Below are 12,172 nucleotides of genomic sequence, written 5' to 3'. Positions count from 1 at the left end.
TGCCATTCGGCTGTTCGCAGCCGCACGTCCCGGGATCAGCCCAGGAAATCGATGTCGAATGTCCCGTCGCCGATGTCGGCGATGGGATTCGTTCCTTCGTCCCCCCAGAGCGAATCACTGTCGACGTCCCAATCCGACACGTCTACGTTGTCGATCTCCTCGGCGAACATCTTCATTCCCGTGGGATCGGAGAACGCAGCATCCGAGTTATTCCATGCCGCGCCATCGGAACCGGTCTCGTCGATCGGGTCAGGCTCGTCATGGAACATCAGATCCCGCTTTCAGATCAGGATGCTTCGGAGTGTACTGGTATGCCCGGCCCCCCGAAAGGGAGGCCGGGCACTGTGTGCGGTTCGGATCAGAAATCGAGCTCCGTCGCGTCGCCGAACGGGCTGGCGACGTTCGAGTTCTCGACGTCGACATCCACCTCGAGCGAGTTGTCCTGGAAGGAGTCCTCCACCGACCAGTTGTCGGAGTTGTCGGTCATCGACTGGTCGTTGAACGAGTCGTTGACAGACCAGTTGTCAGACAGATCGGTGTTGAACGAGTTGTCGAAGTACTCGTTGCCGATGTTGATGTCTCCGACGGTGATGTCCGTGTCAATGTTGGTGATGCTGGCGTCTTCGCCGGCCGCAACCGATCCATCACCAGAGGCCACGTTGCTCGACTGACCGAAGTACTGCGAGACGTTGCCGCCGGAAGCGTCGCCGGCTCCTGCGAAGGCGTTGCCACCGTCACCGCCGCTGGCGTTGCCGCCATCTGCGAGGGAACCTGCATCTCCTGCACCCTGCGTGCCGCCGCCGTCGCCCTCGGCGTCGCCGCCGACACCGACACCGATCAGACCGACGCCGACACCCGTGCCGCCGTCAGATGCGCCGTCGCCGCCGTTGCCGGTGTCGCCACCGTTCGCGCCGGAGAATGCCGGCCCGCCCCAGCCGCCGTCTGAGTCGCCTCCGACGGCGATGGCTGCGCCGCCCGAGCCGGACGAGGTCGTGATGTTCTGGTTCACGGACTGGTCGTTGACCGTGCTGCGGCTGTCGATCTCAAGGTCGAGGTCGCCCCCGCCGCCGAGCCCGAATCCCGCACCTGCTCCAGAGCTGTCGAGCATCGCGTCGACGTCGACCTGGCTGTTGCTGTACTGGCGGATGCCAGCGTTGACCGAGAAGTCATTGGCCGAGTCGTGCACCGAGTTGTCCTGGAAGGAGTCGTTGATCGAGTCCTTCAGGCTGGAGTTGTCGTTGTTGGAGTCTGTGTCGGAGAAGTCGTCGTTGTCGTTGAACGAGTCATCGACGTCGACGTCGACATCCGTCTCGGTGTTGCCGACGTTGTTGTCTTCGATGTTCGTGTCGGTGTTGCCCACCTCGTTGTCAGCGATGACGGTGTTGTCGTCGACACTCGTTTCGGTGTTGCCCACCTCATTGTCGGCGATGACCATGTTGTCTTCGACGTTCGTGTTCCCGATGTCCTCGACGCCCAGATTCCACTGGAGACCGAGAACGTTCAGGTTGTCTTCTACAGCCATGATGTTTTCCTCTGTTCGTGAGACTGCCGGAATGGCTTCGTCTTACGAGTGTGGATCTCGCGCGCTCTCCCTACATCGGGGGTCCCCCCGAGGCTTGACGCGAGTCACCGGGGGATCCCCAGGGGCTGATGGGGGGCGGATGGGTGACTTGCTGTCCCGAGCACAACAAAGGCCCGGATGCGTGATGCATCCGGGCCTTCTGAAGCGTTGAGCTTATGGAACCGCTCAGCGAACGACGACAGCGAGGACGTCGCGAGCCGAGAGCACGAGGTACTCATCGGCGCCGAACTTCACCTCGGTGCCACCGTACTTGCTGTACAGGACACGGTCGCCGACGGCGACGTCGAGCGGAACGCGGTTGCCGTTGTCATCGATGCGACCGGGGCCAACGGCCACGACCTCGCCCTCCTGGGGCTTCTCCTTGGCGGTGTCGGGGATGACCAGTCCACTCGCGGTGGTCTGCTCTGCCTCGACCTGCTGAATGACGATGCGGTCTTCGAGCGGCTTGATGGAAACCGACACGGTCTACCTCTTCTTTCTTGACGCTGACACGAAAGACTTGTTCGCACTCTCAACCCGAGAGTGCTAATCACAAGTGTAGGCGGTCGGCTGGCACTCACGCAATGCGAGTGCCAGTTTCGGGTGCTCGCCGTAGTCTGGACCAGTGGAGATGTCCGAGTTGACTGCACTGCTCACCCCCGAGGGCCTTCGGCTGCTCGACGAGGTGGGCACGATCTCATCGACCGCTGAAGTCGCGCAGACCGTGTCACGTCTTCGGGCTGCGGGCCATTCCCCTGATCTCGTGTCGGCCGTGGTCGGTCAGGCGCACCTGCGAGCGAAGGGCGCAGCCAAGTTCGGCGGCTTCGCCGAGCGGATGCTGTTCACCAGAGCCGGCCTCGAGCAGGCGACGCGTCTGGGGGTCGCCGCCCGGCACGCCGGGCGCATGCGCCGCGCGGGCATCTCACGACTGGCGGATCTGGGCTGCGGCATCGGCGGGGACGCCCTCGCGTTCGCCGGCGCAGGACTGGGCGTGGTCGCCGTCGATGTCGACGAGGTCACCGCCGCGATCGCCGCCTACAACCTCGCACCGTTCGGCGATGATGCCGCGGTGCAGCACGGCACCGCCGAAACCACCGATCTCGCCGGGATCGACGCGGTTTGGCTCGATCCGGCGCGCCGGACCGCCGGGCACAGCGAGACACGGCGGGTCATGGCATCCGATTACTCCCCCTCGCTCGACTGGGCGTTCGCGCTCGCAGAGCGCGTGCCCTGCGGCATCAAGCTCGGCCCTGCCCACGACCGCGATGCCCTGCCGGCAGACGCCGAGGCGCAGTGGGTCAGCGCCGACGGCAGCGTCGTCGAGCTCGTGCTGTGGTCGGGCATCCTCGCCCGCGAGGGCGTGCGCAGATCAGCGCTGGTGATCCGCGCAGACGAGTCGCACGAGCTGACGGCAGGGGCGGATGCTGAGGACGCGGAGACCCGCGAACTCGGGGCCTTCGTGCACGAACCCGACGGCGCGGTGATCAGGGCAAGACTCATCGGCGACGTCGCACGATCGCTGGATGCCGGGATGCTCGATGCGAAGATCGCCTATCTCACCGGGGACGCCGCGGTCACGAGCCCTTTCGTGCAGTCGTTCCGGGTGCGCGAGGTGACAGCGGCGAACCCGAAGGCCATCAATGCTGCGCTGCGCACGCACAACGTCGGCACGCTCGAGATCAAGAAGCGCGGAATGGATATCGATCCCGCCGCCTTCCGCAAGAACCTGAACCTGCGCGGGAGCGCGAGCGCCACACTGATCCTCACACGCGTGGGCGACAAACGCATGGCGATTCTCGCCGAGCGGGTCTGAGAACGGTCGGCTACTGGCCGGTCTTGTCGTCGATTGATGAAGGATCATCGGCGCCGAAGTAGTACTCCGCGTCGACGTCCTTGTACACCGTCAGCTGCGGCGAACGCATCTCGGACTGCGTGACGACGTAGCGGGTCGGGGTGCCGTCCACCTCGGTGCTGAGCGTGAGCATCTCGTCCGGACCTTCGGCGCACGCCTCCGCGAAGTTGTGGGCGTCGGTGGACGCGATCACGCAGAGCATTCCGGTCTCCCAGCTCGACCACACGACGGTATCGCCGTCGTAGCCGAGGATGCTCAGCGCCGAGCCCATGTAGCCGGCCGCCTCCACTGAGTGCAGCTGGGCGAGCTCATCCTCGGTGTACTGCGCCTCCCAGTTGCGGTCCATATCCCACACTTGGATGAACGGTACGATCTCACCGTTCGTCGCGGGGATCAGGCTCGCCGTGAGCTGCTGCCCGGCCTTGTCTGCGCCTTCCGGAACGGTGCCGGTCGCGCTTGGCCAGGCGTAGTTGTCCATGTCACCTCGAGTCACACACCCGGTCCGAGCCTCGGTCTTCGGTCCGGTGATGATCACGCAGAGCTCTTCGCCATCGGAGCGGTCGGCGCGCCAGACGACGACGCCGTGCTCCTCGGCAACGGGCACGACGGTGCCGAGATCGTAGTCCTGCCTGGCCTCGAGTTCGGCCTGCGTGTCGCCGTGTGCGGCGGCGAGCGCGGATGCTTCGCTGTCCCAGCCCCAGATCCCCCAGCCGATGCCCAGACCGACCGCGAGGAGACCCGCCGCGGTCGCCAGGAGGATCGGCCAGCGACGGGGGCGCCGCGGCGCTTCGACAGCGCCGATCGCTGAGTCTGTCGAAGCGTCGACAGAACCGCGCGGCCCTTCGACAGGCTCAGGGACCGAAACTTCAGGCTCAGGGACCGAACCTGAAGCGTCGGCGCCGATCGTGCCCCACCCCTCGAGTTCACGCAGTCGCGTGAGCTCTTCGGACGACAGACCATCGCCCTGGCCGTAGGCCTTGGCGCGCAGCATCCGCAGCTCTGCGTACCCTTCGACAGGCTCAGGGACCGGCTCTGAACACATCCGGCTATCCGAACTGCTCGAACTGCATGCCCGCCCAGACGAGCCATCCGAGGCTGAAGATCGTGGCAGCCATTCCCAGCACGAGCGCCCACGTCGCCATCGCGCGGCTTTCGACCGGACGCCGCAGCGACATGATCGCAGCGACGACCGAGATGATCGCAAGCGGGATGCCCCACCCGACGAACCACGACGCGATGAGCGCGACGATCGCCGCAAGGAGCGCCCACGGAGCGAGGCGCGAATTGTCTTCGATGGGCTCGAGCGACTGCGGATCCCACTGCGCGATCGGCATCCCGACGTCCTCTGACGGCCCGCTGCTGACGGTCGATTCCACGCCGATGGGCCCCGTCGGCATGCGCGTGTACTCCTCGCGGCGCGCGCCGGGCATGCGTGCGGGCCGCGGGGGCTCTGGCGTATTCGTCATGAGGCGCGCTCGGCGATCTGGATCTCGGTCACCGGCAGTGTCGAATCCGCTCCAAACTCGAGCGTCGAGGGCCGTCGCCCAGAGGCGATGAGGTCGGCGGCGAGGGCCGCGATCATCGCACCGTTGTCGGTGCACAGCGACAGCGGCGGAATCCGCACTGTGACCCCGGCCTCTGCGGCACGGGCCAGCGCGACTTCGCGCAGTCGTTTGTTGGCGATCACTCCCCCGCCGAGCAGCAACCGCGGCACGCCTCGATCCGCACACGCGGCGAGCGCCTTGGTGACGAGCACGTCGACGACGGCCTCGCGGAAGCTCGCGGCGACATCTGCGCGCGGTACGGGTTCTCCGGCGGCCTCGCATCGCTCGACCCACCGCGCCACGGCGGTCTTGAGCCCCGAGAACGAGAAGTCGTAGCGGTGCTTGGCCATATCGGTCGCCTTCGACAGGCCCCGCGGGAACCGAATCGCCTTCGGGTCGCCGTCGACGGCTGCCCGGTCGATCTCCGGCCCTCCCGGATACGGCAGCGACAGAAGCCTGGCCACTTTGTCGAATGCTTCACCGGCGGCGTCGTCGATCGTCTCACCGAGCAACTCGACGTCGGTGGTGAGGTCGCGCACGTGCAGGAGCGAGGTGTGTCCGCCCGAGACGAGCAGGGCGATCGTGGGGTACTCCAGCGGCTCGGAGTCCGGTGTCACGATGTCGGCGGCGATGTGTCCGACGAGGTGGTTCACCGCGTACAGCGGCTTGCCGAGCGAGACCGCGAGTCCCTTGGCCGCACCGACTCCGACCATGAGTGCGCCAGCAAGGCCCGGGCCGCTGGTGACGGCGATCGCGTCGAGGTCTTCGAGTCGCACCTGCGCGGTCTCGAGCGCAGCCTCGATCGAGGGCTGCAGGGCTTCGAGGTGCGCGCGAGCGGCGACTTCTGGGACGACGCCGCCGTAGCGGGCATGTTCGTCCATGCTGGAGGCGATCGTGTTCGACAGCAGCGTGCGCCCGCGCACGATGCCGATGCCGGTCTCGTCGCAGCTCGTCTCGATTCCAAGCACGAGGGGTTCAGGGCTCACATCTTCACCTTCATCACGATCGCATCCACATCGTCTGGCTGGTAGTACCGCGGACGCCTGCCAATCTCTTCGAACCCCTCTGACAGGTACAGCGCCTCGGCTGCCGGATTGTCTGCGCGCACTTCGAGGAACACCTCGCGGGCACCGCGGGCGGATGCCTCGGCAAGCAGCGTCCGCAGCATCGCGCGTCCTCGCCCTTCGCCCCTGCGCGCGTCGATGAGCGCGATCGTCTGGATGTCGGCATCCGCATTCCCCCGGATCGACCGCAGCCCTGCGTACCCGATGACTCCGCCGTCTTCTTCATCGACGATGTAGTGGCTGTAGTCGGTGGCGAGCTCTGCCGCCATCGCCTCGCTGCTCCACGCCTCGGTGGGAAAGGAGGCGTTCTCGATCGCCATGATCGCATCGAGGTCCGCGGGGGTGGCCAGACGGATCGCCATCAGCTCACCCGCTTCGGCGCACCGGGGACGGTGACATCGGGCTGACGCAGATACAGCGGCTCGGCGTCGGCGAGCACCCGTCCGGCCAGCGCCGCGCGCAGGCCGACCCGCGCCAGGGCCGCCGCGTCGAGCGTCGCCACCTCGATCGAATGGATGCCGCGCAGCCGTTCTTCCGAATCGACCCTGGGCACGAGGACGGTGGGCTCTGTGAGATTCGGGATTCCGTCGGCATCCGCCCCGTCGAAGACGGAGATCGCGACCTCGCGGCGGCGGGCATCCGTGACGATGGCGAACGGCGTGTTCGGAGCGTCGGCCTCGATCACGGCGAGGGCTGCGGCGAAGTGGCTGGGCACGGGGATGACGGGGATGCCGCGACCGAGTGCGAACGCACGCGCCGCGGCGATGCCGATTCGCAGTCCCGTGAAGGGACCGGGGCCCATGCCCGCGACGACGTGGGTGACCTCGTCGTCCCCGGCATCGGCAAGCGCCTGATCCAGGAGGGTGCCGATCACCTCGGCGTGGCCGAGCGGGTCGGGGCTTTCGGCAGTCGCCCGCGCGTGGCCGTCGGTATCGATGAGGGCCGCAGCCGTCCCGAGCGAGGTGTCGACGGAGAGAATCACCTCTCCAGGGTAGTCGGCGCTCGGTCGATGCGTTCGATCGTCACGACGCGGGGTGCGTCAGCATCCAGATCCTCGTCGGCGAGCTCTTCGTCACCGCCGACGGGCCGTTCGATCTCAATGTCCCACCAGGCGTCCGTGATCGCAGGGGCCATCTCGCGCCCCCACTCGATCACGACGACGGACCCTGCAAGGTCCACGTCGAGGTCGTCGAGCTCTGCCGCCGAACCGAGCCGGTACGCGTCGGCGTGCACGAGCGGGGCGCGTCCGACGAGGGAGGGATGGGTGCGGGCGATGACGAAGGTCGGGCTCTGCACGGGGCCGCGCACCCCGAGCCCTTCGGCGAGCCCCCGGGTGAAGGTGGTCTTCCCCGCGCCGAGGGGCCCGGTGAGCACGATCAGATCGCCAGCGACGAGCTGCTCGCCGATGACGAAGCCGAGCCGCTCCATGTCGTCGGAGGTCGTGATCTCACGACGTCCGAGGAACGCGGGGTCGATGCTCACGCGCTCCTCCGCGGCACGCGGTTGCCGATCCGCGTGACGATCTCGTAGTTGATGGTGCCGGCGGCGTTGGCCCATTCCGTGGCCGAGGGAACTCCGAGCGTCGGGTCGCCGAAGAGCACGACCTCGTCCCCCACCGAGACGGGAGAGTCGCCGACATCGACGACGAACTGGTCCATGGCGACGCGGCCCGCGACCGTGAAGCGGCGCCCGCCGATCGTTACGGGACCACGACCGGATGCCTGCCGGGGAACACCATCGGCATAGCCGAGCGGGACGAGGGCGAGCGTCGTCTCATCCTTCGTGCGGTGGTCGTAGCCGTACGAGACGCCGGCACCCGTGGGAACGCGCCGGACCGCGGCGACGGATGCGCGCAGGGTCATGGCAGGGCGCAGCCCGAGCTCGGCGGACGACCGATCATCGAACGGTGAGAGTCCGTACAGGCCGATGCCGATGCGGACCGCGTCGAGACGGGCCTCGGGCAGATCGATCGCCGCGGCTGTTGCGGCGATGTGCCGGATCTCGGGATGGATGCCGAGGGATGCGGCGAGCTGGGTGCCCTCTTCGAACCGGGCGAGCGCTTCGCGGTCATCAGCATCCGAAGCATTGGAGAGGTGGCTGAAGAGGCCGACGATGCGGATGCGGCCGATGCGCTCGAGTCTGGCCGCTTCGGCGAGCACGCGCGCCCAGTCCTTCGGTGGGATGCCGTTGCGCGACAGGCCGGTTTCGAGTTTGAGGTGAACGCCGAGGACGCCTTCGGTGCCGGCGGCAGCGCCGGCTGCCTCGAGCTGCTCGAAAGACGAGATGCCCACTTCGATGCGCTGCTCTGCGGCGCTCTCGAAGCGCTCACCCGGCGCGTGTAGCCAGGCCACGATCGGGGCGTTGATGCCTTGGCGGCGCAGGTCGAGGGCTTCGGCGATCTCTGCGACGCCGAGTCTGGTTGCACCTCCAGAGAGCGCGGCGACCGCTGCGGGCGCCGCCGCGTGGCCGTATGCGTTCGCTTTGACGACGGCGATGACGTCGACCCCGGTGAGTCTGCGGATGTGCCGGGTGTTGTCGGCGATGGCATCCATGTCGATGGTCGCCTCGCGGAACGGGACGGTCATGCTGCTCCCTCCGAGTTCTCGATGCGTTCGGCGATGCGCTCAGCGATGACGAATGCGGTGGCGAGCCCCGCGTCGTGCGACATCGTCAGGTGCAGGCTGGTGATCCCCCGCTGTTCGACGACGTCGGCGGTGGTGCCGGTGAGACGGAAGTACGGCTTGCCGGACTCTTCTGAGCCGATCTCGATCTCGGTCCAGTGCACGCCGTCTGAGCCGCCGAGCGCCTTGATGAGCGCCTCCTTCGCGGCGTAGCGGGCGGCGAGCGATGGGAGTTTGAGTGCACGCTCGGTCGGGGCGAACAGGCGCTCCATCAGCCGCGGAGTGCGAGAGATCGTGCGCTCGAACCGCGGGATGTCGACGAGGTCGATGCCGGTCCCGATGATCACGGTTCCAGCCTACCGGCCCGCGTCTCGCCGACCCCTGTCCCGGTCTCCTGTTCCCTGTCCCCTGTCCCCTGTCCTACGGACGGATGGCTGGACGACCGCACATCGGGCCGCCGAACCTTCGGCGGGTCGGCAGCCATCCGTGCCGTGCCCCAGCCATCCGTGCCGTGCCCCAGCCATCCGTACGCGGCACGCACGCAGCCACTCTTCCTGCACATCGGCCATCTTCGTCCGATTTATCCACATCGGCCCGTTTTGCACATACGACCGAGCCCGAAACGGGCAGGATCTGGGCATGGGCTCGGCATGTCAACTCATCGATCACTTCGGCGGGATCGCGCGCGGTCAGCAGCTCACTGCGTTCGGCTTCACCCGCAGGATGCTGGCGGATGCCGTAAACCACGGCGAGATCAGCCGTCTCCGCCCTGGCGTATTCTTCACGACATCCGTACCTCTCGCCGTGCGCGTCGCGGCCGAGCACGGTGGCGCTCTCACTTGTGCAGGTGCGCTGCGCCTGCACGGCGTGTGGGTGCTGCATGATGATCCGTCACCGCACGTCTGGCTCGGGCAGGCCGGGCGCGTTCATCACGAAGGGTGTCGCTGCGTGCCTCACTATCGCCCGGGGCAGATGCTGCTCGGCGTCGCAGAAGTGGAGCTCGCCCTCATCCACGCCTTCTATTGCCACGGCGACGAGTTCTTCTTCTGCGCGTTCGAATCGGCGTGGAACAAACGACTCATCAGTGCAGGCGCGCGATCTCGCATTCGCAAGGCGCTGCCCGCATCATCCCGCTGGTTGGTCGACTTCGCCCACCAGGACTCCGAGAGTGGCCTCGAATCACTCGTGCGGCTGCGCCTGCACCTCGTGGGCATCGTCGTGCGCGCTCAAGTGCAGATTCCCGGTGTTGGCCGGGTCGATTTCGTGATCGAGGGCCGGGTCATCCTCGAGGCAGATGGTGCGGAGCACCACGACGTGCCGCGGCAACGGCATCGCGATCTGCAACGGGATGCCGCGGCATCCGCCCTCGGATACGAATCGCTGCACTTCGACTACGCGATGATCATCCATGATTGGCCGAGGGTCATGTCGGCAATTCGTGCCGCGCTCGATCGCGCACGTGCCTGACCGACCCCGGCCCGTCGCCCGCGGTGCGCACGGATGGCTGGCCCGCGGCACGCCCGGCCGCGGATACAGCACGAAGCACCGGCCATCCGTACCGATCCCCAGCCATCCGTCCCGGATACCAGGGACGAATGACCGAGAAGACGGAAGGGCTGCGGAAGCAGGCGGCAGTGGCAGCTACTCGACGGTGACCGACTTGGCGAGGTTGCGGGGCTGGTCGACGTCCAGGCCCTTGGCGGTCGCCAGAGCCATGGCGAAGATCTGCAGCGGCACGACCGTGAGTACCGGCTCGAACATGGGTCCGGCCAGCGGGATGTGGATGACCTCGTCCGCGAACGGCAGAACGGCGGCATCCCCCTCTTCGGCGATGACGATGACGCGGGCGCCGCGGGCACGGATCTCCTGGATGTTGGAGACGACCTTCGAGTGGATCAGCGCGGAGTGGCGCGGCGACGGCACGATGACGAACACGGGCTGACCGGGTTCGATGAGGGCGATCGGTCCGTGCTTGAGCTCGCCGGCGGCGAAGCCCTCGGCGTGGATGTAGGAGATCTCCTTGAGCTTCAGCGCACCCTCGAGAGCGATCGGGTAGCCCACGTGGCGGCCGAGGAACAGCACCGAGCGGGTGTCTGCCATCCAGTTCGCGAGCTGCGAGACGTGGTCGTTCTCCTTCTCGAGCACCTGTGCGATCTTGGCCGGCAGGTCCGCCAGCTCGGAAACAGCCGTGTCATCGGTCAGCACCTGGCGCACGCGCCCCATGTGCAGGCCGAGCAGCAGCAGAGCGGTGATCTGCGCCGAGAACGCCTTGGTCGATGCGACGGCAACCTCGGGGCCGGCGTGCGTGTAGACGACGGCATCCGATTCGCGCGGGATCGTCGCGCCCTGGGTGTTGCAGATCGACAGCGTGCGGGCGCCGCGCTCGCGCGCGTACTTGACGGCCATGAGCGTGTCCATGGTCTCGCCGGACTGGCTGATCGAGATGACGAGCGTGTCGTCGCCGATCACCGGGTCGCGGTAGCGGAACTCGTGCGCGAGCTCGACGTCGGTCGCCACACGCGCCCACTGCTCGATCGCGTACTTGCCGACGAGGGCGGCATAGGATGCTGTGCCGCAGGCCGTGATGATCACGCGGTTGATTCCGATGAAGAGCTCGTCGAGCCCGTCGAGCTCGGGGATCACGACCTGACCGTCGTGCACGCGGCCACGGATCGTGTTGGCGACGGCCTCGGGCTGCTCGGCGACCTCCTTCGCCATGAACGAAGACCATCCGCCCTTCTCAGCGGCGGCGGCATCCCAGGACACCTCGAACGGCTCGGCTTCGACGGGGTTGCCGGAGAAGTCGGTCACGGTGACGGCATCAGGGGTGATCGAGACGATCTGGTCCTGACCGATCGCGAGCGCCTTGCGGGTGTGCTCGACGAAGGCGGCGACGTCGGACCCGAGGAAGTTCTCCCCCTGGCCGAGGCCGATCACCAGTGGCGAGTTGCGGCGAGCGCCGACGACGAGGCCCGGGTGGTCCTGGTGCATGGCGAGAAGAGTGAATGCGCCTTCAAGACGGTTCACGACGTTCTGGAACGCGGTCTGCAGGTTGCCGCTCTTCGCGTACTCGCGTCCGAGGAGGGCTGCGGCGATCTCGCTGTCGGTCTCGCTGAGAAACTCGACGCCCGAGGCAGCGAGCTCGTCGCGGAGAGGGGCGAAGTTCTCGATGATGCCGTTGTGGATGAGGGCCAGCTTGCCGCCGTCTGCGAGGTGCGGGTGCGCGTTGACGTCGGTGGGTCCGCCGTGGGTGGCCCAGCGGGTGTGGCCGATGCCTGTTGCACCATCAGGGAGGGGTGCGTCGGCGAGCGAATCGCGCAGAGCTGCGAGCTTTCCCGCCTTCTTGCGCATGCCGAGGTGACCATCCGCATCGATCACCGCGATGCCGGCCGAGTCGTACCCCCGATACTCGAGACGGGCGAGCCCGGCGATAAGGATGTCCTGGCTGGGGCGAGGGCCCACGTATCCGACGATTCCACACATGGTGTCAAGAATAAGCGGCAGATTTTGCGAGGGTTCCGAACGAAAAC

Annotated in this window: 14 protein-coding genes; 2 read left to right on the top strand and 12 right to left on the bottom strand. The window is 67.0% G+C overall.

All coding sequences use genetic code 11. The features are described from left to right. Nucleotides 1-35 precede the first annotated feature (35 nt). The 3 genes from ACTU6V_RS06465 to groES form a co-directional block, all read right to left on the bottom strand. Nucleotides 36-269 (bottom strand): hypothetical protein, encoded by a 234-nt coding sequence (locus ACTU6V_RS06465; protein ID WP_443467391.1) that lies wholly within the window; start codon nucleotides 267-269, stop codon nucleotides 36-38. An 89-nt stretch (nucleotides 270-358) separates the two neighbouring features. Beyond that, on the bottom strand, nucleotides 359-1,522 hold the full coding sequence (locus ACTU6V_RS06460) for a hypothetical protein (RefSeq protein ID WP_443467392.1): 1,164 nt from the start codon (nucleotides 1,520-1,522) through the stop codon (nucleotides 359-361). 225 nt (nucleotides 1,523-1,747) lie between these two features. Beyond that, nucleotides 1,748-2,044 carry a co-chaperone GroES gene (groES, locus tag ACTU6V_RS06455; protein ID WP_067242196.1) on the bottom strand — a complete coding sequence of 99 codons (297 nt, stop codon included), beginning with the start codon at nucleotides 2,042-2,044 and terminating at the stop codon, nucleotides 1,748-1,750. Nucleotides 2,045-2,186: 142 nt separating this feature from the next. Between groES and ACTU6V_RS06450 the strand changes: the two genes are divergently transcribed. Further along, nucleotides 2,187-3,374: a THUMP-like domain-containing protein gene (locus ACTU6V_RS06450; protein WP_443475258.1), complete on the top strand. Its 1,188-nt coding sequence runs from the start codon at nucleotides 2,187-2,189 to the stop codon at nucleotides 3,372-3,374. A gap of 10 nt (nucleotides 3,375-3,384) precedes the next feature. Here the strand turns inward: ACTU6V_RS06450 and ACTU6V_RS06445 are convergent, their stop codons facing one another. Genes ACTU6V_RS06445 through ACTU6V_RS06410 form a run of 8 tightly spaced genes read right to left on the bottom strand, consistent with a single transcriptional unit; the run spans nucleotide 3,385 to nucleotide 8,989 of the window. Beyond that, on the bottom strand, nucleotides 3,385-4,455 hold the full coding sequence (locus tag ACTU6V_RS06445) for a hypothetical protein (RefSeq protein ID WP_443475257.1): 1,071 nt from the start codon (nucleotides 4,453-4,455) through the stop codon (nucleotides 3,385-3,387). A 4-nt stretch (nucleotides 4,456-4,459) separates the two neighbouring features. Beyond that, nucleotides 4,460-4,879: a hypothetical protein gene (locus ACTU6V_RS06440; protein ID WP_443467395.1), complete on the bottom strand. Its 420-nt coding sequence runs from the start codon at nucleotides 4,877-4,879 to the stop codon at nucleotides 4,460-4,462. Continuing rightward, nucleotides 4,876-5,943 carry a tRNA (adenosine(37)-N6)-threonylcarbamoyltransferase complex transferase subunit TsaD gene (tsaD, locus tag ACTU6V_RS06435; protein ID WP_443467396.1) on the bottom strand — a complete coding sequence of 356 codons (1,068 nt, stop codon included), beginning with the start codon at nucleotides 5,941-5,943 and terminating at the stop codon, nucleotides 4,876-4,878. Before tsaD ends, ACTU6V_RS06440 begins: the two co-directional genes overlap by 4 nt. Next, nucleotides 5,940-6,383: a ribosomal protein S18-alanine N-acetyltransferase gene (rimI, locus tag ACTU6V_RS06430; RefSeq protein ID WP_443475256.1), complete on the bottom strand. Its 444-nt coding sequence runs from the start codon at nucleotides 6,381-6,383 to the stop codon at nucleotides 5,940-5,942. The genes tsaD and rimI overlap by 4 nt, the downstream gene beginning before the upstream one ends. Further along, nucleotides 6,383-7,003 (bottom strand): tRNA (adenosine(37)-N6)-threonylcarbamoyltransferase complex dimerization subunit type 1 TsaB, encoded by a 621-nt coding sequence (gene tsaB / locus ACTU6V_RS06425; protein WP_443475255.1) that lies wholly within the window; start codon nucleotides 7,001-7,003, stop codon nucleotides 6,383-6,385. Before tsaB ends, rimI begins: the two co-directional genes overlap by 1 nt. Continuing rightward, on the bottom strand, nucleotides 7,000-7,503 hold the full coding sequence (gene tsaE, locus ACTU6V_RS06420) for a tRNA (adenosine(37)-N6)-threonylcarbamoyltransferase complex ATPase subunit type 1 TsaE (protein ID WP_443467399.1): 504 nt from the start codon (nucleotides 7,501-7,503) through the stop codon (nucleotides 7,000-7,002). Before tsaE ends, tsaB begins: the two co-directional genes overlap by 4 nt. Further along, nucleotides 7,500-8,606: an alanine racemase gene (gene alr, locus ACTU6V_RS06415; RefSeq protein WP_443475254.1), complete on the bottom strand. Its 1,107-nt coding sequence runs from the start codon at nucleotides 8,604-8,606 to the stop codon at nucleotides 7,500-7,502. Before alr ends, tsaE begins: the two co-directional genes overlap by 4 nt. After that, the gene (locus ACTU6V_RS06410) at nucleotides 8,603-8,989 is read right to left on the bottom strand and encodes a holo-ACP synthase (RefSeq protein WP_443467401.1); all 387 of its coding nucleotides are present in this window, start codon (nucleotides 8,987-8,989) and stop codon (nucleotides 8,603-8,605) included. The genes alr and ACTU6V_RS06410 overlap by 4 nt, the downstream gene beginning before the upstream one ends. A 292-nt stretch (nucleotides 8,990-9,281) precedes the next feature. Between ACTU6V_RS06410 and ACTU6V_RS06405 the strand changes: the two genes are divergently transcribed. Continuing rightward, entirely contained in the window at nucleotides 9,282-10,109 is an 828-nt protein-coding gene (locus ACTU6V_RS06405; protein ID WP_443467402.1) for a DUF559 domain-containing protein, read from the top strand. Nucleotides 10,110-10,283: 174 nt separating this feature from the next. Here the strand turns inward: ACTU6V_RS06405 and glmS are convergent, their stop codons facing one another. Next, nucleotides 10,284-12,125, bottom strand: coding sequence for a glutamine--fructose-6-phosphate transaminase (isomerizing) (glmS, locus tag ACTU6V_RS06400; protein ID WP_443475253.1), 1,842 nt, complete (start codon nucleotides 12,123-12,125; stop codon nucleotides 10,284-10,286). Nucleotides 12,126-12,172: the final 47 nt, after the last annotated feature.

Source organism: Microbacterium zouquanmingi (assembly GCF_052266675.1).
Classification (GTDB): Bacteria; Actinomycetota; Actinomycetes; order Actinomycetales; family Microbacteriaceae; genus Microbacterium.
The sequence above is the reverse complement of the archived record's forward strand: the minus strand, read 5'-3'. Positions and strand labels throughout refer to the sequence as shown.